The 22,780-nt window shown below is 39.4% G+C and carries 19 protein-coding genes and 1 riboswitch; of the genes, 1 reads left to right on the forward strand and 18 read right to left on the reverse strand.

Annotation, left to right across the window (positions count from 1 at the left end):
* Window positions 1-155 precede the first annotated feature (155 nt).
* A riboswitch (cyclic di-AMP (ydaO/yuaA leader) is annotated at window positions 156-295 on the reverse strand.
* Window positions 296-486: 191 nt separating this feature from the next.
* The 6 genes from AC3WJG_RS04495 to hflX all read right to left on the reverse strand — a co-directional run bounded on the left by AC3WJG_RS04495 (window position 487) and on the right by hflX (window position 6,998).
* Complete coding sequence (locus AC3WJG_RS04495; protein ID WP_337133948.1) at window positions 487-1,521, reverse strand: N-acetylmuramoyl-L-alanine amidase; 1,035 nt, start codon at window positions 1,519-1,521, stop codon at window positions 487-489.
* 164 nt (window positions 1,522-1,685) lie between these two features.
* On the reverse strand, window positions 1,686-1,820 hold the full coding sequence (locus AC3WJG_RS04500; RefSeq protein WP_257152343.1) for a hypothetical protein: 135 nt from the start codon (window positions 1,818-1,820) through the stop codon (window positions 1,686-1,688).
* Between the two features lie 622 nt (window positions 1,821-2,442).
* Window positions 2,443-3,777, reverse strand: a complete 1,335-nt coding sequence (glnA, locus tag AC3WJG_RS04505; protein WP_013084732.1) for a type I glutamate--ammonia ligase — start codon at window positions 3,775-3,777, stop codon at window positions 2,443-2,445.
* Window positions 3,778-3,860: 83 nt separating this feature from the next.
* Window positions 3,861-4,268 carry a MerR family transcriptional regulator gene (locus AC3WJG_RS04510; RefSeq protein WP_013058786.1) on the reverse strand — a complete coding sequence of 136 codons (408 nt, stop codon included), beginning with the start codon at window positions 4,266-4,268 and terminating at the stop codon, window positions 3,861-3,863.
* Window positions 4,269-4,458: 190 nt separating this feature from the next.
* On the reverse strand, window positions 4,459-5,721 hold the full coding sequence (locus tag AC3WJG_RS04515) for a methionine gamma-lyase family protein (protein ID WP_025750257.1): 1,263 nt from the start codon (window positions 5,719-5,721) through the stop codon (window positions 4,459-4,461).
* A 14-nt stretch (window positions 5,722-5,735) separates the two neighbouring features.
* Window positions 5,736-6,998 (reverse strand): GTPase HflX, encoded by a 1,263-nt coding sequence (gene hflX / locus AC3WJG_RS04520; protein WP_081085247.1) that lies wholly within the window; start codon window positions 6,996-6,998, stop codon window positions 5,736-5,738.
* A 277-nt stretch (window positions 6,999-7,275) separates the two neighbouring features.
* Between hflX and AC3WJG_RS04525 the strand changes: the two genes are divergently transcribed.
* Window positions 7,276-7,887 carry a trimeric intracellular cation channel family protein gene (locus AC3WJG_RS04525; RefSeq protein ID WP_013084735.1) on the forward strand — a complete coding sequence of 204 codons (612 nt, stop codon included), beginning with the start codon at window positions 7,276-7,278 and terminating at the stop codon, window positions 7,885-7,887.
* Between the two features lie 33 nt (window positions 7,888-7,920).
* Here the strand turns inward: AC3WJG_RS04525 and spoVK are convergent, their stop codons facing one another.
* From spoVK to AC3WJG_RS04585, 12 genes are all read right to left on the reverse strand, one after another.
* Window positions 7,921-8,877: a stage V sporulation protein K gene (gene spoVK, locus AC3WJG_RS04530; RefSeq protein ID WP_016765353.1), complete on the reverse strand. Its 957-nt coding sequence runs from the start codon at window positions 8,875-8,877 to the stop codon at window positions 7,921-7,923.
* Between the two features lie 187 nt (window positions 8,878-9,064).
* Window positions 9,065-9,289 (reverse strand): RNA chaperone Hfq, encoded by a 225-nt coding sequence (gene hfq, locus AC3WJG_RS04535; RefSeq protein WP_013058791.1) that lies wholly within the window; start codon window positions 9,287-9,289, stop codon window positions 9,065-9,067.
* 32 nt (window positions 9,290-9,321) lie between these two features.
* Window positions 9,322-10,272: a tRNA (adenosine(37)-N6)-dimethylallyltransferase MiaA gene (gene miaA / locus AC3WJG_RS04540; protein WP_050689712.1), complete on the reverse strand. Its 951-nt coding sequence runs from the start codon at window positions 10,270-10,272 to the stop codon at window positions 9,322-9,324.
* 100 nt (window positions 10,273-10,372) lie between these two features.
* Window positions 10,373-12,250, reverse strand: a complete 1,878-nt coding sequence (mutL, locus tag AC3WJG_RS04545; RefSeq protein ID WP_221840828.1) for a DNA mismatch repair endonuclease MutL — start codon at window positions 12,248-12,250, stop codon at window positions 10,373-10,375.
* An 18-nt stretch (window positions 12,251-12,268) separates the two neighbouring features.
* Entirely contained in the window at window positions 12,269-14,926 is a 2,658-nt protein-coding gene (mutS, locus tag AC3WJG_RS04550; RefSeq protein WP_337133947.1) for a DNA mismatch repair protein MutS, read from the reverse strand.
* A gap of 163 nt (window positions 14,927-15,089) precedes the next feature.
* On the reverse strand, window positions 15,090-16,487 hold the full coding sequence (gene bcaP / locus AC3WJG_RS04555; protein WP_013084740.1) for a branched-chain amino acid transporter BcaP: 1,398 nt from the start codon (window positions 16,485-16,487) through the stop codon (window positions 15,090-15,092).
* A gap of 177 nt (window positions 16,488-16,664) precedes the next feature.
* Window positions 16,665-17,210: an outer spore coat protein CotE gene (locus tag AC3WJG_RS04560; RefSeq protein WP_013058796.1), complete on the reverse strand. Its 546-nt coding sequence runs from the start codon at window positions 17,208-17,210 to the stop codon at window positions 16,665-16,667.
* Between the two features lie 225 nt (window positions 17,211-17,435).
* Window positions 17,436-17,867: a YlbF/YmcA family competence regulator gene (locus tag AC3WJG_RS04565; RefSeq protein ID WP_013058797.1), complete on the reverse strand. Its 432-nt coding sequence runs from the start codon at window positions 17,865-17,867 to the stop codon at window positions 17,436-17,438.
* A 1-nt stretch (window position 17,868) separates the two neighbouring features.
* Window positions 17,869-19,398: a tRNA (N6-isopentenyl adenosine(37)-C2)-methylthiotransferase MiaB gene (gene miaB / locus AC3WJG_RS04570; RefSeq protein WP_013084741.1), complete on the reverse strand. Its 1,530-nt coding sequence runs from the start codon at window positions 19,396-19,398 to the stop codon at window positions 17,869-17,871.
* A gap of 554 nt (window positions 19,399-19,952) precedes the next feature.
* Window positions 19,953-20,819 carry a 2-oxoacid:ferredoxin oxidoreductase subunit beta gene (locus tag AC3WJG_RS04575; RefSeq protein WP_013058799.1) on the reverse strand — a complete coding sequence of 289 codons (867 nt, stop codon included), beginning with the start codon at window positions 20,817-20,819 and terminating at the stop codon, window positions 19,953-19,955.
* Window positions 20,806-22,563, reverse strand: coding sequence for a 2-oxoacid:acceptor oxidoreductase subunit alpha (locus tag AC3WJG_RS04580; protein ID WP_098331917.1), 1,758 nt, complete (start codon window positions 22,561-22,563; stop codon window positions 20,806-20,808). The genes AC3WJG_RS04575 and AC3WJG_RS04580 overlap by 14 nt, the downstream gene beginning before the upstream one ends.
* Before the next feature lie 17 nt (window positions 22,564-22,580).
* Window positions 22,581-22,757: a hypothetical protein gene (locus tag AC3WJG_RS04585; protein ID WP_337133946.1), complete on the reverse strand. Its 177-nt coding sequence runs from the start codon at window positions 22,755-22,757 to the stop codon at window positions 22,581-22,583.
* Window positions 22,758-22,780 lie beyond the last annotated feature (23 nt).

Genomic DNA, 22,780 nt, shown 5'->3' on the forward strand with positions numbered 1-22,780 from the left:
CCCTCCGATGATTGCTTAGCTACTATCGATCGTCCGTTGCTAAGCTCCGTTACAAGTTCATGAATAAGTGATATTATTCCTAAAAAATACCTTTTTATGTTAAAAAAGCGCACAAAAAAAACACTAAGGGTTCTCAGCGTTTTTACACAGCTTAAACCTCCTCTCCAAAACGCTTATGGGGTTAGCTGTCGGATTCGGGCTATGAGAGTAGCCCTACCTTTTAAAAGGATTCACCCCAAGTGACAATGCACAAATTTGGGTCCCCCACTTCTGACGAATTAAGCGATAACAGGTCAATATAATTTTCGGTTAAAGAGTATGATCGATAACATGTTTCTTTCATAACTATCCTTTGTTCTTAGATAATATACTCCCGTACAAATGGTTTGTAAAGCATTATTTTACGTAAACCATAAAATAGTGCTTAAGGCGCTTTTAACAGAAAAACAAAAGGCCTTCTGCCCGCTTACAGAAGACCTTTTTGCGTTAACTTTTTGCTTTTAAAACGGCTGCTAGCTTGTTTTTCGTTTGAGGACCATAAATGCCATCTACATCATAAGGAAGATACACAAGCTGAAAACGTCTGACTGCATCTTTCGTTTGAACTCCATATATTCCGTCTAATGACCCTACTTTAAAATTAACCGCGTTTAATGCTCTTTGAAGCTGTTTCACAGCTTCTCCAGAATCGCCTTGTTTTAAAATTCCATTAGGAAGTGGATATTGTTCAGAAGGTGGTGTTGGAGATGGTGTTGGTGAAGTTCCTGAAGGAATAACGATTGTTTTTCCAACCTGCAGTGTTAACGGATCAGAAAGCCCTGTATTCGCTTCTTGAAGCGCCTGTACTGTTATGCTGTACTTCTGTGCAATACTGTAAAGCGTATCTCCTTGCTTGATCGTATACGTTTTTGTACCCGGTTCAGAAGGTGATGGATTTGGTGTTGGTGTTGGATTTGGGTTTGGAACTGCGCGACGAGGTAAATTTAAATAGACGGCAATTCCTTTTGCATACGATTCACCCATGCTTTTTAAAAAAGCTTCATTTTGAAGAAGTGCTGCATCTGTACTGTTATCAATAAAAGCTATTTCAGTGAGTACTGCGGGCATATTTGTTAAGCGAAGCACCGCGTAATTGGCTGATTTCCGACCGCGATTCGGGTGATTATACGACAGCAGCGCTGGCTGTACTTGGCCGTGGACAATCGATTGAAACGTTTTACTGGCATTGCTAGCGCTTCTATAAACATAATCTTCGTACCCTGTTCCTCCACCGGCATTTACGTGAATAGACATAAATGCATCTGCGCCCCACGAATTAGCTTGAGAAGCGCGCTGAGATAACGATAAAAAAACATCTGTGGTACGAGTGGTTTTAATTGTAAAATCACTGTACGTGCTATTTAAATAGCTTATTAAATATTGTTGGATTTTTAAAACTAAGTTTTTTTCATACAGTCCGTTTGCTCCAACCGCTCCTGCATCTGCCCCACCATGTCCTGCATCAAGATAGATTTTTTTCATATTACTTGTCCCTCCTTATTTTTAACATATGCATGGGGGAAAAAAGTGCTACGTATACTAGCCTACTTAGTGAAAAATTACTAAAAAAGGAGATTAAGACATAACGAAATCACTTCAACCTAAAAACGAACAAATGGGATAAATGCGCTAGTATGGATGGCTTGTTACATCGCTGTTGATTTCCGTGCAAGGCTTCGCTTTTCGCGGGCGGCTGGTGAGCCTCCTCGTCGCGTGCGCTCCTGCGGGGTCTCACCTATTCCGCTTTTCCCGCAGGAGTCTTCGCCTTTCCCTCCAATCAACTGCTAGAAGCAACTAAATAGATGAAATCTACGTTCACCCTACCAATAAAAAAATCCGCACAATTCATCGTGCGGATCTTCTCTCCCCCCTAACATATTTTTGGTCCAGATTCTATTCTGGTTGATTAAAGTATAGATCAAGAGGGTCTATTATTTATAACGTTAAGACCTATTTAAAAAGCAGAACGCCTATAACAATGAGAATAATCCAAATTGGAATGCTTATTAATATGCCTATTACTAAACCTTTGAAAAAATTTCCTTCTTGCATTTTTATTCCATTCCTCTCCAACAGTATTTTCTAATGATACTACGACTGGCTGAAAATTCTCTGAAGTTATACTGAAGTGCAGAGTGAACACATAAACAATCTCTCTATCTGTTATACACTACTTTTACATATAGATTCAATGAGACAAAAAGCTTATCCTTTTTAATTCATATAACTAAATTCTTTCCTGTATCTAACAAAACAATAAAAAGCCTCCCGTAAATTGTACGACAGGCAGCTATACTTATTTTATGAACAGTTTAGTTCAATATTTAATATGCGCAATGTTATTCATTTTGAAAACAAAAAAGTCCGAGAGAACGTATAAACGATCTCTCGGACTTTTAAGAATTAATATTGGCTCATGTATTGGTCACGTTCCCAAGGATGAACTTGTGTACGGAACATATCCCATTCGATTTCTTTCGCTTCAACGAAGTGCTCTGCTAAGTGTTCACCTAATGCAGAAACCATAACTTCGTTTGATTGGAAGCTATCTAAAGCTTGAGCTAATGTTGCAGGTAAATCTACGATACCTTCTTCAACACGCTCTTCTTTTGTCATTACATAGATATTACGATCGATAGGTTTTGGAGCTTCAAGGTTGTTCTTGATTCCATCTAAACCAGCTTTTAATAGAACAGCCATTGCTAAATATGGATTAGCAGCTGGGTCTACGCTACGTACCTCAACACGAGTTCCTACGCCGCGAGAAGCTGGGATACGGATTAATGGGCTACGGTTACGAGCAGACCATGCAACATAACAAGGAGCCTCATATCCAGGCACTAGACGCTTATAAGAGTTTACAGTAGGATTTGTTACTGCTGTAAAGCTGTGTGCGTGCTTGATGATACCTGCGATAAATTGACGAGCAGTATCACTTAGCTCTAGATTACCGTTTTCATCATAAAATGCGTTTTGACCATCTTTAAATAATGAAACGTTACAGTGCATACCTGAACCATTCACACCAAATAATGGTTTTGGCATAAATGTAGCATGTAAGCCATGTTTACGTGCAATTGTTTTTACAACAAGTTTGAACGTTTGGATATCATCACAAGCTTTTAATGCAGCAGCATATTTGAAGTCAATCTCGTGTTGTCCAGGAGCTACCTCATGGTGAGATGCTTCAATTTCAAAGCCCATTTCTTCAAGCTCTAATACGATGTCACGACGGCAGTTTTCACCAAGGTCAGTTGGCGCTAAGTCGAAGTAGCCACCTTTATCATTTAATTCTAATGTAGGTTCGCCTTTTTCGTCTAATTTGAATAAGAAGAACTCTGGCTCAGGTCCAAGGTTAAAATCAGTAAATCCTAACTCTTCCATCTCTTTTAACACACGTTTTAAGTTATTACGTGGATCGCCATCAAACGGAGTTCTATCTGCATTGTAGATGTCACAAATAAAACGTGCTACTTTACCTTTTTCAGATGTCCAAGGGAAAATAACAAATGTATCAATGTCCGGGAATAGGTACATATCTGATTCTTCAATACGTACAAACCCTTCAATAGAAGAACCGTCAAACATCATTTTGTTGTCTAACGCTTTTTCTAATTGACTTACTGGAATTTCAACGTTTTTAATTGTTCCTAAAATGTCAGTGAACTGAAGACGAATATACTTTACATTCTCTTCTTGAACTTTGCGGAAAATATCTTCTTTTGTGTACTTTGCCATCGTGTGATCCTCCCCTAAATCTCTATATAATATTTATAATCTATACCCCTCATATACGAACGGCATAAATATTGATAACTTTATTAATGAAAGAACCTGGACATATCTCCTTGATTTAAAGTTGCTCGATTAAAACGGCCTGCTTGCATAAGTTCTGCACGAAGCATTTTTCGCAATTCATCGTCCGTTAATTCTGGCTTTGCTGTTGCTGCCACAACTTTTTCTTCTTGCTTATGCCCTTTTTGCTCCTTTTGAAGATGAAACAGCTGTTTTACACCTGCTAAGTTTACACCTTGTTCAATAAGATCACGGATTTCAAGCAGCTTATCAACATCGTTAAATGAGAATAATCGTCGATTTCCCTCTGTTCTTACTGGTGCAACTAATTCATGTTCTTCATAGTAGCGAATTTGGCGAGCCGACAACTCAGTTAACTGCATCACAATTCCAATTGGGAAAAGTGGCGTATTTCTTCGAATGTTGTCACTCATTTCAGTTCCTCCTTTGGATTAACTATTTACATTGTATGCTATGTTAGTTCACCTGTCAACCGAATGTTAGTAATTCTAACATAAATTTTTCTGAACATTTCTTCTATACAAATAAATAGCATTTCGTTTATTTTTATAAGCCTATCTTTTCTTTCTTAGCGGGGAGAAAATAGTCTTTCTATCTTATATTTTATAAAAGTTCTTTCGTCAGCATTTGATCTACTGCCATACATATTGCTACTTTTACGTGAGCATACGTTAACCCGCCCTGCACGTAAGCGACATAAGGAGGCCTGATAGGTCCATCTGCCGTCAGCTCAAGGCTTGCTCCTTGTATAAACGTTCCAGCTGCCATAATCACATCATCTTCGTACCCTGGCATATAAGCAGGATAGGCCGTTACGTGTGAATTAATTGGCGAAGCAAATTGAATAGCCTGACAAAAAGAAACCATTTTATCGCGGTCATCGAACTGCACGGATTGAATTAAATCCGTTCGTTCACTGTTCCACTTCGGTTCACTTTGCATCCCTAGCTCTTCGAACATAGCGGATGAGAAAACCGCTCCTTTTAATGCTTGACCGACTACATGCGGAGCCAAAAAGAAACCTTGATACATTTCTTGCAAGCTATACAGCGTCGCTCCAGCTTCTGCACCGATTCCAGGAGTTGTCATTCGGTATGAACAAGCTTCCACTAGGTCTTTTCGTCCTGCAATATAGCCGCCGATTTTAGCAAGACCTCCACCAGGGTTCTTAATAAGCGACCCCGCCATCAAATCTGCTCCTACATGCGTTGGCTCGATTGTTTCTACAAATTCACCGTAGCAGTTATCGACAAATACTATAACGTCAGGCTTAATACTCTTTACAAAAGAAATCATTTCTTTTATTTGCGCGACTGTAAAAGAAGGACGAATGCCGTAACCTTTTGAGCGCTGAATGCCTATCATCTTTGTGTGCTCATGAATAGACGCTTTCACTTCTTCAAAATCCACTTGACCTTGCGCTGTTAAATCTACTGATTTATAGCTAATATTATATTCTTTTAAAGAGCCTACGCCGCTTCCTCGTATACCAACAATTTCTTCAAGAGTGTCATAAGGCTTTCCAGTTATATATAATAGTTCATCTCCAGGACGCAGTACACCAAACAGCGAAATGCCAATTGCGTGCGTACCTGAAATAATTTGCGGACGCACCAGGCAAGCTTCTGTTCCAAAAACATCCGCGTATACTTTCTCCAACGTATCGCGGCCTAGATCGTCATATCCATACCCCGTTGTCGGATTAAAATGTGAATCACTCACTCGATTTTGCTGAAAGCTTTGCAGCACCCGAAATTGATTTGCTTCAATGCGCTCGTCAATTTTCTCATGTACGGGCTTAATTTGTTTTTCTACTTTTGCAGCAAGTTCCCGAATGCGTGCCCCGTTTTTTAACTGATCAAACATCATTTCTTTGTTCCTCAACTTTCTTCAAGCGTTTGTAGCTTTTTGTAAAGGGGATGCTCTTTTGCGATATACCCTTTGCACTGATACTTCTCAGTTTCTTCATTGAATTTTAACGACTCAAGAATAGAGACCGTTTTGAGTTCAGCGAGCATTTTCCCTTCATAAGCCGGCAGCAGCACATGAAAAAATGCCATTTCTTTTTTCATTTCTTCTTGAATTCTTTCCCCAAGCTTCACTAAATCAGCAGCTTTAAAAGCGCTCATTGATAAAGATGTCGAAGCGGATGGGACAAATAGTTCATGCTGCATATCTTCTTTATTGTAAACTGTCAGCATCGGAATGTCCGTTACGTTCAGCTCTTCTAGTAAGCGATGCACTGTTTTTTCGTGGTTGTTGTAATCTGGATTAGATGAATCTACCACGTGCAGAACAAGGTCAGCTTCGGTTACTTCTTCAAGTGTTGAACGGAACGCGGCTACTAACGTTGTTGGAAGATCTTGAATAAATCCAACCGTATCCGTTAACAGAGCCGTTAGTCCTGACGGAAGCGTATACTGTCTTGTCGTTGGATCAAGAGTTGCAAACAGCTGATTTTCTTCAAAAATACCCGCCTCTGTTAAGCGGTTAAAGATCGTCGATTTACCAGCGTTCGTATAGCCCACAATTGCAATTTGATAGACATGATTACGCTTACGTCTTTCTCGATAACGTTCGCGGTGACTTACCACTGTCTTTAGCTGACGCTTAATTTCATCAATTTTACGGCGAATATGTCTGCGGTCACTTTCAAGTTTCGTTTCACCAGGACCTCTTGTTCCAATTCCGCCTCCAAGACGTGACAAAGCGGTACCTTGTCCTACTAACCTAGGTAGCAGATAATTTAATTGAGCAAGTTCCACCTGCATTTTTCCTTCTCGCGTTTGAGCACGCTGTGCGAAGATATCCAAAATCAGCTGCGTACGGTCAATAACACGCGCAGATAACCCTGCTGACAAATTGCGGATTTGACTCGGTGACAATTCATCATTAAATACAATTAAATCAGGCTCTAACTCTTCTTCAAGAGCCACAAGTTCTTCTACTTTCCCTTTTCCAATATAAGTAGCTGGATGAATGCGATCGCGCTTTTGCGTTAACCTTACCAGCACTTCGCCTTTTGCAGTCTCAGTTAAAGATGCTAGCTCATCCATTGAATATTCAAAACGTTCGTCATCGTCATGAAGCTGACATCCGACTAAAATTACGCGTTCAAGTTCAGTATTCATTTCTGCTGTCAAAGATTTTTCCTTCCCTTACTATTAAATTGACAAATCATTCATATCATATCAAAAAAATGCCCATTTCTCCATCTTTGCAAAAGAGACAGAATACATTGTCTTTTACTAGTTTAACACCCTTTTTAAAATCTATAAAATGATGATTAAAAAAACATTGAAATATCACGAAATTCTGTATACAATTTGAGTTGGTTTACTTATCGAAATTTGAATCAGGCTGCCTGATTTTAAAATAATAGTCGCTACTTGGTGAAAACAGAATAAAGGGGATAGCATCATGACTTGGGACGTACTTAGCATTATTGGAACGATTGCTTTTGCAATCAGCGGAGCTTTCATTGCCATGGAAGAGGAATATGATATTTTAGGCGTTTACATATTGGGAATCGTAACGGCTTTTGGCGGAGGAGCCATTCGAAACCTGCTTATCGGTGTACCCGTGTCTGCCCTTTGGGAACAAGGACTCTTTTTTCAGATTGCTTTATTATCTATCACTGCCACTTTTTTATTTCCAAACAATATCTTAAAACATTGGAAGCGATGGGGAAACTTTTCGGACGCCATCGGCCTTGCAGCATTCGCGATTCAAGGAGCGCTTTATGCCACTCATATGAACCATCCGCTTAGCGCGGTTATTGTAGCTGCGGTCTTAACAGGAAGCGGCGGCGGGATTATCCGAGATTTATTAGCACGCCGAAAGCCTACTGTTCTTAAAGATGAAATTTATGCGGTATGGGCGATTATCGCAGGATTTAGCGTAGGGCTGCATATTACAAATACGCCTATAGAACTTTATACGTTATTTATCTTACTTGTAGGTCTTCGGATGTGTTCATATATTTACAAATGGCGCCTGCCGATCAAAACGATTCGACAACCAAATATGTAGAAAAAAAGCCTTTCGTGACGAAAGGCTTTTTTTCTACAGCTGAATATCGCTTGACGTTAAAGTTAGAAGTTCGTTGCGCTCAAAGCTTTCTTCTTCTAAAAGCCTCATGGATTGAGTACGTATGGAACGTTCGATAATGTTTCGCACATATCGACCGTTACTAAAATCCCTAGGCGTCTGATTGTACTTCACGTCCATGAAATGATCTTTTAGCTTTTTATAGGCCTCTGTACTAAACTGATACTGCCTGTCATTCATCATGTGACCGGCAATGTCCATCAGTTCATTTACATCATAATCCGGAAAATCAAAAATAAACGGAAACCTAGAGCGCAGCCCTGGATTAAGACTTAGAAAATTTTCCATTTCTCTTGGATAACCAGCTAAAATCAATACAAACTTATCATTTGAATCTTCCATATGTTTGACCAATGTATCAATCGCTTCTTTTCCAAAATCTTTTTCTCCCCCTCTTGCAAGGGAATAAGCCTCATCAATAAATAAAATACCTCCAAGCGCTTTTTTTACAAGATCTCTCGTTTTCTGAGCGGTATGGCCAATGTATTCTCCAACTAAATCAGCCCGCTCTGCTTCAATTAAATGTCCTTTAGACAAGATGTTCATATTCAAAAATAATTTACCTAGCAGGCGGGCTACCGTCGTTTTCCCTGTTCCTGGATTTCCTTTAAACATCATATGCAGCGCCTGCTTTCCCGCTTTTAAGCCCTGTTCCTCTCTTTTTTTGTTAATATATAACCACGCATATATTTCTTTTATCATTTTTTTCAATTCTTCCATTCCAACCAGTCCGCTCATTTCTCGTTCAATTTCCCGAAGCGGCTCATGATTTATGACAGCTTTTTTGGCAGGACGCGGAATTGATGTCGTATACGATTTTTCCTTTTTTGTTTCATTATTTAAAATGATATTAATTTGCCCATTATTTTTAAGAGTTATCGGCTGCTCCACCATGTTCACCTCTCGTTTCATCCCACTTCTCTGTATCGCATAGCTGCATGCGATGAACGATACGAAGACAATGATCTCTTATTACCGAAGAAATAATCGTCTATTATAAGGTTTATGTTCGATGAGTAAAAACAATGTTAAGAAACTTTTTTAAGCCTTTATTTGCATAAAAAAAGCATCCGAATATGCGGATGCTTCTCTTTAATCTCTATTCAAGTTCTACTGTAATATTTTTATTTGGTACAAATGTCGAAATCGCATGTTTATAAATCAGCTGCTGTTTTCCTTCAGATTCAATTAACACAGTAAAGTTATCAAATCCTTTAATTAGTCCTCTTAATTGAAAACCATTTAAAAGAAATACCGTCACATAGATATTTTCTTTACGTAATTGATTTAAAAATTGGTCTTGAATATTAACTGATTGTTTCATTATTCGGCCTCCTCGTTTCTCTATCTGTTTACTTAATTCGCTTCTTTCTTCAGCTTTCCTGCAATATATGTAAAAATTTCAGCAAACTTTTCGGGAAATTTGTCAACTTCCATCTCTATCCATTTTACAGGCATTTTATTTCGAAACCACGTTAACTGACGCTTGGCATATCTGCGTGAATTTTGTTTCAACTGTTCAACGGCTTCTTCGAGCGTGCAGCGTCCTTCAAAATAAGCATACAGCTCTTTATAGCCGATAGCTTGAATTGATTGTACATCATGCAGACCACTTTCGTACAATGATTTGACTTCATCAAGCAGTCCAGCCTGCATCATCATATCGACTCGGTGATTAATTCTCTCATATAATACGTCTCTATCCATTGTAAGTCCAATAATGCTTACGTCATATAATAACTCTTGCGACTGTTCTTTTGTATAGTCACTGAATTTTTTGCCGGTTACTTCATAAACTTCAAGCGCTCTGATTACACGGCGATGGTTGTTTTTATGGATAGCAGCTGCACTGTCCGGGTCAATTTCTTTTAGCTTTTCATACAGGGGATCAATGCCATGAGCTTTAATAAATACTTCCATTCGTTCACGAACTTTTTCATCACTAGGAGTTTCTGTGAACTGATAATCATAAATAACGGATTGAATATAAAGACCCGTCCCTCCAACAATCATCGGCATTTTTCCTCTAGCGTGAATATCATCGATTTGTTTTCTTACAATCTCTTGAAATTCTGCCACAGAAAACGATTCATCCGGCTCCTTAATATCGATCAGGTAATGGGGAATACCCTGCATCTCTTCTTCTGATACCTTTGCTGTTCCGATATCCATCCCTTTATAAATTTGCATGGAATCACCTGAAATAATTTCTCCGTCTAACTGTTTGGCAAGTTCAATGCTCAATTTTGTTTTACCAACCGCAGTTGGTCCAATAATGACAATAAGTTTTGGTTTCTCTCCCGTCATAACAACACTACTTTCATCTATAGGCATTCACATCATTCCATTTTATCCAAATGGCCATGATTTATTCAACAAAACGGCTAGCTGCAGCTAGCCGCATTGCCTACATCACTCGCTTAAACATTTTTTCCATTTCATACGTCGAATGATGAATAATAATTGGTCGTCCGTGCGGACACGTAAATGGATCTGTTGTTTTTCTCAACGTCTCAAGTAAAGCAAAAATCTCATCGTTTCGCAAATGATGATTCGCTTTAATCGATCCTTTACAGCTCATCATAATAGCCGCTTCTTCTCGTAACTTTTCGATATTGACTCGTTTCATCGTAAAGATTTGCTGAATCATTTCTTCAATGGTTTCCTGTTCCTCTCCTTTTGGAAACCACTGCGGATGCGAACGAACTATATAGGAGTTTTGTCCAAACGGTTCTAAAAAGACTCCTACTTCAGCAAGCATGTCTTTGTACTCTTCTAAAATCAAGGCTTCATTTCCCGAGAACTCTAGCGTAAGCGGCATAAGCAGTTCTTGAACTTCTGAATCTACTTCTCCAAGCTTTCGCTTAAAATATTCGTACTTAATTCTCTCCTGCGCCGCGTGCTGATCAATAATAAATAATCCTTTTTCATTTTGTGCCAAAATATACGTTCCGTGCATTTGGCCAATTGGGTACATCGCAGGAACACGCGGTTCTGGCTGCTCTTTGGCTAAATGGTTTGATTCTGGAATAGGAGCTTTCTCTTCCACCGATTCTTCATATTGTTCTATTTCTCGAAACGTTGGTTGGAGTTCTTCATCTTGACGTATGACCTCTGTTTTAACAGGCGGCATGATCTCGTCTACACGAGGGGGGGCCTCCTTAAAGCTAGGCTCACGAACCGTATTAGACGGCTGATAGCCAGACGGTTTAGACTGATGATCAAATGTAAAGGTCTGCTGCTCAGTTGGCTGCACAGCTGCTTTTGACTTAGTTGGCACTACAGCATCTGGAATTAACTGCTGCTTTTTAAAAGCAGCTTTCACTCCTTGTTCAATAAGCTCAAACAGCTCCGCTTCTTTACTCAACCGCACTTCTAATTTTGCTGGATGAACATTCACGTCCACTAATAAAGGGTCCATTGTAATGGTTAAAAACACAATCGGAAAACGACCGATAGGTAAAAGGGTATGATAGCCCTGCTGTACCGCTTTTAACAACCCGTAGTTTTTAACAAACCGACCGTTAATAATGGTGGACATATAGTTGCGAGAAGCTCTTGTGATTTCAGGAAGAGCGACGTAACCATTCACTTCATAATCAAGTGACTGAACGTTAATCGGAATCATTTTTTTGGCTACTGCCATTCCATAAATAGCGGCAAGCACTTGGCGCACATCTCCGCTTCCGTTCGTATACAGAAGCTGTCTTCCTTGATGCATCAGCCTAATTGAAACTTCAGGATGAGACATTGCAAGACGATTGACGACATCCGTTACGTTACCAAGCTCCGTGTTTACCGTCTTCATATATTTTAAACGTGCAGGTGTATTGAAAAATAAGTTTTCAATAACAAGTTCGGTACCTTTTCGGCTTGACGTTAATTCGTGATGAACGATTTCTCCGCCTCTAAGTTTAAGATGAGTGCCGGCTTCTTCTCCCGTACTCGTTTTGAGTTCAAGCATTGAAACCGAAGCAATACTTGGCAAAGCTTCACCGCGAAATCCTAACGTTCGAATCCGAAATAAATCTTGTTCTGTTTTGATCTTACTTGTCGCATGTCTTTTAAAAGCGGTCAAGCAGTCTTCAGAAGCAATGCCGTCTCCATTATCCAATATACGAATTTTTGAAAGCCCAGCTTCTTCTAGCTCAATTTCAATAACTGTACTGTTTGCATCAATAGCATTTTCGACTAGTTCTTTCACCACCGAAGCAGGTCGTTCAACAACCTCTCCGGCAGCAATTTTATTTGAAAGTTCGTCTGAAAGCTGCACAATTTTACCCACAGACTCACTCCTCTCACTCTATTTCTTCTTTAATGATTTTTGCAGTTCATACATCGCATTCATTGCGTCTAAAGGCGTCATTTCCAAAATATCCAGCTCTTTTAAACGATCTATAATTGCTTTTTCACGTTTCGAAAGCGCAGGCTTTTCTTTTTTCTTTTCTATTTCAAAGAACGAAAGCTGATTGGCTTCATCTGCTTTTTTACCATCTGCACGTTCTTCTTGAACCAAAGAAGCACCTTCTTGTGGAACTTGCTGTGTCATCTCTTCTCTTTTTGGAGCCTGACGTACAGGTTCACGCTCAGAAGATTGTTCTAAGTCGTGTAAGATGACGCGAGCTCGCTCTAGAAGCGGATCTGGAAGTTCTGCTAGTTCCGCTACGTGAATACCATAACTTTTATCTGCGGCACCATCTTTGATTTTGTGTAGAAAGACGACTTTTCCATTTTTTTCAACCGCGCTTACATGAACATTTTTAAGCGCAGGAAGCGACTCATCGAGTACGGTTAATTCATGATAATGAGTAGAAAATAGGGTCTTACAGCCAATATGTTCATGAACGTATTCAATAATTGCTTGAGCAAGAGCCATTCCGTCATACGTAGACGTACCTCGTCCAATTTCATCTAACAGAATTAGACTCGACTGAGTGGCATTTGTCACTGCATTTTTCGTTTCTAGCATCTCGACCATAAACGTACTTTGCCCTGAAATTAAGTCATCGGCTGCTCCGATACGTGTAAACACTTGATCAAAAATCGGCAGAACCGCTTCGTCCGCTGGCACAAAACAGCCAATTTGAGCTAGTATCGCCGTTAAAGCGACCTGACGCATGTACGTACTTTTACCAGACATATTAGGTCCTGTAATCAGTAAAATTGAACTATCATCCGTCATTTGACAGTCGTTTGGCACATATTCCTGTGAATTCATTACTTTTTCTACTACTGGATGGCGTCCATTTTGAATCGAAATATCTTCACTTGAAAAAATAGGCTTTGTGTAATGACGTTCTTCACTGATTTTTGCAAAGCACTGCAGTACGTCAAGCTCACTTACTTTTTTAGCGAGTTCTTGCAGCCTTGGGATATATGCTTTTACTTCCTCACGAATTTGTAAAAACAATTCATATTCCAGCTCTACAATTTTCTCTTCCGCTTCTAAAATCAGCGCTTCTTTTTCTTTCAGCTCAGGAGTAATAAAACGTTCTGCATTGGTTAACGTCTGTTTTCGTTCATACATTCCTTCAGGCAAAAGATGCAGATTTGCCCGCGTTACTTCTATATAATAGCCGAACACGCGATTATAACCAATTTTCAGTGAGCGAATCCCTGTTTTCTCACGCTCTTGCTGTTCAAGTGACGCAATCCACGTTTTTCCGTTTCGGCTTGCATCTCGGTATTGATCAAGCTGTTCATGATAGCCGTCATTAATAATGTCTCCTTCTTTAATTGACAAAGGAGGGTGCTCTTTTAATCCTCTTTCAAGAAGATTAGCTAATCGCTCACAAGGATCAATGTCTTCAACAAGCTTTGTCGCATAAGGATGATTCAAACGATTCACAACCTCTTGGATATGAGGCACATTTTGCAATGATTTTTTTAATTGAATTAAATCACGAGCATTTACATTACCAAAAGCGACTCGACCAGCTAAGCGTTCTAAATCATATACGTCTTTTAGCAACTCACGCAGTTCTTCTCGTTCAAAAAACTGTTTCATTAAGACATCTACCATATTCAAACGATTATCAATATCCGCTTGTTTTAAAAGCGGACGGTCAATCCAATTTTTTAATAAACGGCCGCCCATTGCCGTAACGGTCTGGTCTAATAACCATAGAAGCGAGCCTTTCTTTCCTTTTGAACGAATCGTTTCGGTTAACTCCAAGTTTCGCTTAGAGAACAAATCAATTTTCATATATTCATTGATTTGATAAAACTGCACGGGCTGTAAGTGTTCAAGCGAACGCTTCTGCGTGCGAGTTAAATACTGAAGAATACGCGCAAACGTTGTGATAAGCTTTTGCTGCTGAAGCGACTCTACTAAATAATCTAGTCCTTCTACTTGCTCTGTACTATTCTCATAAGAAACGGTAATCGTCATGCGCTCTTTTAGTGTTTGTAATAAGTCAGCAGGAAACTCAGAGCTTACAACGACTTCTTTTGCTTCTTTTGCATAAATCTCTGAGACTATATCGTGAAACTCACTAACAATCGTTACGCTGTTTTCTCCTGTAGACAAATCAGAAAGAGCAAGACCAAACGTTTGATCCTCGAACGCAGTAACAGAACAAATATAGTTATTTTCCTTGTCATGCAGTCCGCGTTCGTTCATCAGTGTTCCGGGTGAAATCACCTGCACCACTTCTCGCTTTACAACACCTTTTGCATGCTTAGGGTCTTCTACTTGCTCACAAATAGCTACTTTAAATCCCTTTTCAATTAAACGCTCGATATACGTAGGAGCAGAGTGATACGGAACCCCGCACATCGGAATTCTCTCTTGTCCTCCTCCGTCTCGGCTTGTTAATGTTATTTCAAGTTCTTGAGAAGCTGTCGTAGCATCTTCAAAGAACATTTCATAAAAATCACCTAATCTAAAAAACAAAAAGGCATCTTGATACTCTGCCTTAATTCTCAAATATTGCTGTATCATTGGCGTATACGCTGCCATACTATTCCTCCATACCACATCTAGTTGTGCGTTTTTGCTACACGTATTATAACATAAGTCTTTCTTAAACTTAATTTATTCAAATAGAACAATCTTCAATTTCTTTTCATAAAACACATAAAAAAGCTTCGGACGAAGGAAGAAGCTTGTCCGAAGCTTTTCATTATTTACTGCTGTTCAAATGACTATGCTTACGTCCGTATAAGAAGTAAACCACCAGCCCTAGTACAAGCCAAATTACGAAACTAATCCATGTTAATTTTGGAAGCTGAAGTGCTAAGTATAAACAGAACACAAAAGCTAAAATTGGAATCACCGGCACGAACGGTACGCGGAAACCAGTCGATTCTGAAGTTTGTTTTGATTTACGTAAATATAAAATTCCAATTGATACGGTCATGAAAGCAAAAAGAGTACCGATGTTTGTTAACTCTGCTAATCTTCCTAATGGTACTAAACCAGAGAAGATGGATACTAGTAAACATGTAATCCACGTATTTACTACCGGCGTTTGTTTTTTCTCACTGATTTTTGAAAAAGGCTTCGGCAATAGACCATCTCGACTGATCGCATAAAATAAACGAGTTTGTCCATACATCATAACGAGTAGTACCGTTGTAATACCAACAATTGCGCCTAATGAAATAAATCCTGCTACCCAGTCTTGGTTAATGTAGCTTAAAGCAAATGCTACAGGGTTTTTAACATTTAATTCTGTATAAGGTACGATTCCTGTTAAGATAAGCGATACGACGATATAAAGGACTGTACAAATCGCAAGAGATGCGATAATTCCGATTGGCATATCCCGCTGAGGCTTGCGTACTTCCTCGGCCGCTGTTGCTACAGCATCAAACCCAATGTAGGCGAAGAATACAGTTGCTGCTCCTGTCGCTACTCCCGAGAAACCAAACGGCATAAACGGCGTCCAGTTTTCTGGTTTAACATAGCTAACTCCTACCCCGATAAACAGAAGTACAACAGCCAGTTTAATAATAACCATGATAGCATTAAAACGTGAAGATTTTTTTACTCCTTGCGTTAAAAGTAATGTGATTAAAAATACGATCATAATTGCTGGAATATCAATATACGTGCCGTTTGCAGGATTATATGCACTCGTTAAAGCTTTTGGAAAATGTATGCCAAACCCTGCTAGTAATCCTTGGAAATACCCGGACCATCCGCTGGCTACAGCAGAAGAAGCAAGACCGTATTCCAAGATAAGATCCCATCCTAAAATCCAAGCGATTAATTCACCAAATGTTGCATAACTGTAAGTGTATGCACTTCCTGAAACGGGAACTGTTGAGGCAAACTCTGCATAACAAAGAGCTGCAAACACACACGCAAGTCCTGACATAATGAAAGATATAACTAAAGCTGGACCGGCATGTTCAGCGGCGGCTACGCCCGTTAATACAAAAATTCCGGTTCCGATAATAGCTCCAATTCCTAACATTGTTAAATCGAAAGCGCCTAAATCCTTTTTTAATTTAACACCTTTAGAGTTGGTTTCACTAATTAACGTTTGAATTGATTTTTTACGAAATAAGCTCATAGTAAACCCCCAAGAAATACTTATCTGATATAACTAAATTTTCTGAAAATTAATGCATTATTTTCTTTAGATTTACTATACACTGTGGATTCGACAAAAAGCAATATATTTTTTTATTTTTATAAGAATTTTCTTAAAATAGTAAAAATAAAAAAACTAGGAAGAACTTCTTCCTAGTTACTCATCGTCCCCTAATATAAAATCAGGATCCAAATCTTCAAATTCATCGTCATCTACGTCTAAATCAAATTCGTCTTCATCATCGCAGCCTTTCGGATTTACTGCAACACAAACCTTGGTTTCGCCAATCACTTCCGCCAACAATTCTCTCTCTACTTGAACAATCGTTTTATTGCCATTTGGTGAAATTGTGCACTCTAGGCAATTTGGCTGCTGCAACACGCGAACAATTACTTCGTAATCGTCTCCAATCGAATCTTCATCTTTATAGCGCAGCTTAATATTATCTTTGTATGATACGGTTTCCGTCCAAACTTCGGTTTTTGTATTATTATTGTACGAATACCAGATGTTAATATCATATCTGCCGTCAACTTCTACATTGCTGCCGCTTTTCTTTGCTTTGTACTCATGGTTAATCACCCAGCACCCTAAGATGCTTGTTGGTCGATTTTTCGGTGCAAGCGTATGAGACGATTGTGTAAACTTGCGACCTTTACCTACGACTGCTTTTGTAATAATTTCTCTATAGTGTTGTGACATGTGAGCATACCCTCCTCAAACTATCTTCATTTCATCCTATGCAGGCTCATTCACTTGTTTGCACATTATTTTTAAGAAACTAGGTTTAAGGCATAAAAAACCTATGTTCCATTGTATGCAAGGATATAGAAAAACGTGACAATTATTAGAGAGAAAATCTGCCCAATTTTCATGCCATGAGATGCACAAAAAAATGCCTCAGCAAATTGCTGAGGCATTTTTTCTTTATGAGCAGCTAGATCCAGGGCTGTTTCGCACCTGTGAACCTGTTTCACCGCGCAGTAAATCACCATCTGTTGACACAATAATTTCATCCGTTACTGTGTTTGAAATAGTGTTAGCAACAAGTTGAAGCAAATCATTCACGTTTATTTGAGACTCTTGAAACTGCTGAATAATCGGCAGTTCGTCCAGCTCTTCCTGTAAGCGATCGATTTTTGCCTCCACTTGTTTTAACGCTTCTGTTTTACCATAATGTTGGAAATTAACAGCTTGTTTTTGCAAACTTTTAATGCTTGCAATGGTTTCACGCACTTTTTGATTTTCGTTAAGCTGAGCTTCGGCACGCTTGAAGAAATCTACTTCTTCCGTTTCAGCAATCATTTTTGCCAGCTCTTGAGCACGTTTAATTACGTCACTCTTGTTATACTGCGCCATATTACTTCACCTCTGCTGTTTCTTCTACCATTTCCCCGTTTAGCGTCCATGTTTTGGCTTTTGTAACTTTTACTTTTACAAGTTGCCCAATCACTGACTTAGGTGCTTTGAAGTTTACAAGCTTACTTTTTTCCGTGTAGCCTGCTAATACTTCCGGATTATTTTTACTTTCACCTTCTACTAATACTTCGACAACTTTACCTTCATATTCCTTCAATTTCTTTGCAGAAATTTCATTTACAAGAGCATTTAAGCGCTGAAGGCGCTCTTTTTTCACTTCCATTGGTACGTTGTCTTGCATCTTAGCAGCTGGCGTACCTTCACGAGGTGAATAGATAAATGTATAAGCACTATCGAATTCAACCTCACGATATAGTGACATTGTTTCTTCAAACTGCTCATCCGTTTCATTTGGGAAACCCACAATAATATCAGTTGTTAATGATGCTGTTGGAATGGCTTCTTTAATTTTACGAACAAGCTCTAAATAATGTTCACGAGAATATTTTCGTGCCATAATTTTTAAGATATCGCTGCTTCCTGATTGAACAGGCAAGTGAATGTGGTCGACAAGATTTCCGCCTTTAGCAAGAACTTCAATTAAACGGTCATCAAAGTCGCGAGGATGACTTGTTGTAAAACGGATACGAGCAACGTCAATTTTACGGATTTCGTCCATTAAGTCGCCTAAGCCGTATGTGATGTCTTCAAAATCTTTTCCGTATGCATTAACATTTTGACCTAAAAGCGTAATTTCTTTGTAGCCTTGAGCAGCTAAATGACGTACTTCTTGGATAATGTCTTCTGGACGGCGGCTTCGTTCTTTTCCTCGCGTATACGGAACGATACAGTACGTACAGAACTTGTCACAGCCGTACATGATGTTAACCCATGCTTTGACGCTGCCTTTACGTGCTCTTGGAAGGTTTTCAATAACGTCCCCTTCTTTAGACCATACTTCAATCACCATTTCTTTTGCTAAGTATGCTTCGTTTAAAATGTGAGGCAAACGGTGAATGTTGTGTGTACCAAAAATCATATCCACGTGCTGATGTTTTTGTAAAATTTTATTTACAACTGACTCTTCTTGAGACATACATCCGCAGACGCCGATCAATAGCTCAGGGCGCTCGCGCTTTAAGGCCTTCAAGTGTCCTAATTCACCAAACACTTTATTTTCCGCATTTTCACGGATCGCACACGTATTCAATAAAATAACATGAGCATCTTCAACAGAGTCAGTTGGCTCGTAGCCAAGGCCTAGAAAAATACCAGCCATTACTTCTGTATCGTGCTCATTCATTTGACAGCCGTACGTACGGATATAAAACTTACGTCCTTGTCCCATTCCGTGAAACTGTTCATCGATTGCAAAATCATTGTGATAGGAAACTTCTTCTTTTCCTCGTTTTTTCGCATCTTTTAAAGAAGGTGGCATGTATACTGTTTGAAAATATTTGCTGTAATCCTTTTCGGATTTTTTGTCCGCTGGATTAACTTGGTTGCTTTCTAAACGTTGTTTTTCGTTCATAAAAAAATCTCCTTTCGCCATGACAATTGTCACGTTGCACCTGTAAATCGCAAAAAAATGTGACAGCTATATGCTTATGCATAAAACTCATCACATTAACATAGTATATAACTTTCAAGTAGCGAACACAATCATATACCTATTTTCTATACCTGTTTCGTTAAAATTTCATTCGACTTTCGAAACATTTATTAAATCACAAAAAGAGATTGATACATAACTAAATTAATCTATTTTAGAGACGAACAAATGGTATAAAAGAGTTCATGTAAATCACTTATTCCACCCCTATTGATTTCCGTGCAAGACTTCGCTTTCCGCGAGCAGCCGATGAGCTTCCTTGTCGCTTCCGCTCCCGCGAGTTCTCACCTATTTCCCTTTTCCCGCAAGGGCCTTCACCTTACTCTCCACTCAACAGCCAGAAGGCACCACCTATATGAAACCTACGTTCGCTATCACTATGAAAAAATCCGAACGAGTTGGATTCTCCATCAAGAATCTCAGTTCACCGTTCGGATTTTCCCTCTACTAAACTGCTTTTATTGCAGCCTCTTTTACATAAATTCAGCTACTAGCTCATCAAATTTTTCCTCAGTCATACCTAAGTCTGCTTTTGACAGCGGCTCTTCACTATAACCGTGAACAAGCTGCTGATACGACGGCTGATGCGCATTTTGATAAATAAGCCCTGTTACTAAGCCGTTATGCTCCATTAACGTCTGCATAGCTTGCATACGATTGTTTGCATCATAACCTTCAATTGTGCTAAGACTAGTTAGGTTTTCTTTAAACCAATCATACGTGTTCACTTTGTTATACGTTACGCACGGGCTAAATACGTTAATTAAAGAAAAACCTTTATGCTGGATGCCTTGTTCAATTAAGCTTGTTAACTCTTTTAAATTCGTTGAAAAGCTTTGCGCCACAAACGTTGCTCCAGAAGTTAACGCAAGCTCCATGACAGATAAAGACGACTCGATTGATCCTTCAGGCGTACTTTTTGTCTTGAATCCTACTTCACTGCGAGGAGATGTTTGTCCTTTTGTTAAACCATAGATTTGGTTATCCATTACGATATACGTTACATCGATGTTTCGGCGAATCGCATGTACCGTGTGTCCCATACCGATAGCGAACCCATCTCCATCACCGCCAGATGCGATAACGGTTAAGTCACGATTAGCCATTTTTACACCTTGAGCGATTGGAAGCGCACGCCCGTGAATACCATGAAAACCATATGAATTAATATAACCAGAGATACGTCCAGAACATCCAATACCTGAAATAACAGCAAGCTCATGAGGTTCTAAACCTACGTTAGCAGATGCGCGTTGAATGGCTGCTTGTACGGAGAAATCTCCACACCCCGGACACCAGTTAGGTTTTACACTGTTACGAAAATCTTTAAACGTTGCCATTTAACACAAACATCTCCTTACTTTTTGCGTATACTTCTTGCGGAAGAAATGGATTTCCATCGTACTTCAATACGCTTTGAATTTTATCATGACTTGCGATATTCATTTTTAAAATATTAGCAAGCTGTCCAGTAGCATTGTTTTCAACGACGACCACTTTTTTAGCTCCTTGTACGTAAGGAAGCAGTTCGTCAGCTGGGAAAGGATGAATTAAACGAATGTGAGCGTGATTTACTTTTATACCGTCCTGTTCCAAACGTTCCATTGCCTCTTCAATAACTCCACGCGTCGAATTAAATCCAACAAATAAAATATCAGACTCTTTTTCATGAGAGTGAACATGAATTGGCATATTAAAACGAATTCCTTTTGTTTTACGAAGACGCTTATTCATTTGATCATCGCGGTTTACTGGAGATTCAGATGGCTTTCCTGTCTCATCATGTTCTACTCCCGTTACGTGATGAATTCCATGCTTCATTCCTGGAATGACGCGTGGTGATACGCCATCTTCTGTTACGCGGTAGCGCTTGTAGTACTGTTTTTCTTCCAGCTCTTCTAGCTCTCCTTGCTGAAGCTTACCGCGGCGGATTTCAACGCGGTTATAGTCAAGCGGTTCTACTGATTGCTTCCCAAGTGAAAGCTGTAAATCCGTTAGCATAATAACTGGACACTGATATTCTTCTGCTAAGTTAAACGCTTCAATCGTATCGTAGAATGCTTCTTCAACCGTACTTGGCGCCATGACGATCTTCGGAATTTCACCGTGCGTACCGTAAATCATGGCCATTAAATCAGACTGTTCTTGCTTAGTTGGAAGCCCTGTACTTGGACCGCCGCGCTGCGTATCGATAATCACAACAGGCTGCTCAGTGATGCCCGCTAATCCAATCGACTCCATCATTAATGATAGGCCAGGTCCAGCTGATGCTGTCAGCGCACGTACGCCTGCATAGTTAGCTCCGATAGCCATCGTACATGCCGCGATTTCATCTTCTGTTTGAATAACGGTTCCACCGAATTGAGGAAGCTTTTTAATTAAGTATTCCATGATTTCCGAAGCAGGGGTAATTGGATATGCTGGCATAAAACGAGCTCCACCGGCTAAAGCGCCTAGCGCAATCGCATCGTTTCCAATCATAAACATACGTTTTTTACCATCCGCTGGATCTAGTTTCATGGTTTCTAATTGTTCGCCTAGCTGTTCACGAATGTAATCTGCACCTTTTTTAATAGCTTCCATGTTTTTTTGTACAACTTTTTGGCCCTTTTTACCGAAGATTTCAAGCACTACTTCTTCAAATACTTCTGTGTCAATATGAAGCACAGCACTTGAAGCGCCTACAGCAACCATGTTCTTCATTAGCGACGTTCCTAATTCCGTTGCAATTTCCGTAAACGGAACAGCATATAGCGTAGCAGTTGTACATGTTTCAGGCAGACTTGGATTGAATTTCGCATCTGCAATTACAACGCCTCCTACGCGCAGCTCATGGACGTTTACATCAATTGTTTCCTGATCGAACGCAACTAAAATATCCAAATCATCTGACACAGATCGAACCTGAGTTGTACTCACTCGGATCTTGTTATTTGTATGTCCACCTTTGATACGAGAAGAAAAATGACGATAGCCGTATAAGTAATAACCTAATCGATTTAAAGCGGTTGAAAAGATTTCTCCCGTACTTTCGATTCCCTCACCCTGCTGTCCGCCAACTTTCCATGAAAGTTGCTGTACCATAAATCAACGCCACTCCTTTAATTGCTCTTAATATAGAAATCTATTTTATTGATAAAAACTGAAAAAAGTAAAATAGCAAACGATTTCATTTGCTTCTGCATTTCACGAACCAAAATCATCCGCAAAACTCCCACAGCACCTTGTCGCTGTGCAGGATACGTTTCTACTTGAACAGCTCCATAATCCGTTTTCAATTTTATTCCGATTGCCAGAAAAA

The sequence above is a fragment of the Priestia sp. FW507-14D1A genome (genome assembly GCF_058781295.1).

Excerpts from the sequence above, each read along its gene's own strand:
- AC3WJG_RS04495 (WP_337133948.1), bottom strand. The coding sequence starts at position 1,521 with ATGAAAAAAATCTATCTTGATGCAGGACATGGTGGGGCAGATGCAGGA.
- glnA (WP_013084732.1), bottom strand. The coding sequence starts at position 3,777 with ATGGCAAAGTACACAAAAGAAGATATTTTCCGCAAAGTTCAAGAAGAG.
- AC3WJG_RS04510 (WP_013058786.1), bottom strand. The coding sequence starts at position 4,268 with ATGAGTGACAACATTCGAAGAAATACGCCACTTTTCCCAATTGGAATT.
- AC3WJG_RS04515 (WP_025750257.1), bottom strand. The coding sequence starts at position 5,721 with ATGTTTGATCAGTTAAAAAACGGGGCACGCATTCGGGAACTTGCTGCA.
- AC3WJG_RS04525 (WP_013084735.1), top strand. The coding sequence starts at position 7,276 with ATGACTTGGGACGTACTTAGCATTATTGGAACGATTGCTTTTGCAATC.
- spoVK (WP_016765353.1), bottom strand. The coding sequence starts at position 8,877 with ATGAAACGAGAGGTGAACATGGTGGAGCAGCCGATAACTCTTAAAAAT.
- hfq (WP_013058791.1), bottom strand. The coding sequence starts at position 9,289 with ATGAAACAATCAGTTAATATTCAAGACCAATTTTTAAATCAATTACGT.
- miaA (WP_050689712.1), bottom strand. The coding sequence starts at position 10,272 with ATGACGGGAGAGAAACCAAAACTTATTGTCATTATTGGACCAACTGCG.
- mutS (WP_337133947.1), bottom strand. The coding sequence starts at position 14,926 with ATGGCAGCGTATACGCCAATGATACAGCAATATTTGAGAATTAAGGCA.
- bcaP (WP_013084740.1), bottom strand. The coding sequence starts at position 16,487 with ATGAGCTTATTTCGTAAAAAATCAATTCAAACGTTAATTAGTGAAACC.
- AC3WJG_RS04560 (WP_013058796.1), bottom strand. The coding sequence starts at position 17,210 with ATGTCACAACACTATAGAGAAATTATTACAAAAGCAGTCGTAGGTAAA.
- AC3WJG_RS04565 (WP_013058797.1), bottom strand. The coding sequence starts at position 17,867 with ATGGCGCAGTATAACAAGAGTGACGTAATTAAACGTGCTCAAGAGCTG.
- miaB (WP_013084741.1), bottom strand. The coding sequence starts at position 19,398 with ATGAACGAAAAACAACGTTTAGAAAGCAACCAAGTTAATCCAGCGGAC.
- AC3WJG_RS04575 (WP_013058799.1), bottom strand. The coding sequence starts at position 20,819 with ATGGCAACGTTTAAAGATTTTCGTAACAGTGTAAAACCTAACTGGTGT.
- AC3WJG_RS04580 (WP_098331917.1), bottom strand. The coding sequence starts at position 22,563 with ATGGTACAGCAACTTTCATGGAAAGTTGGCGGACAGCAGGGTGAGGGA.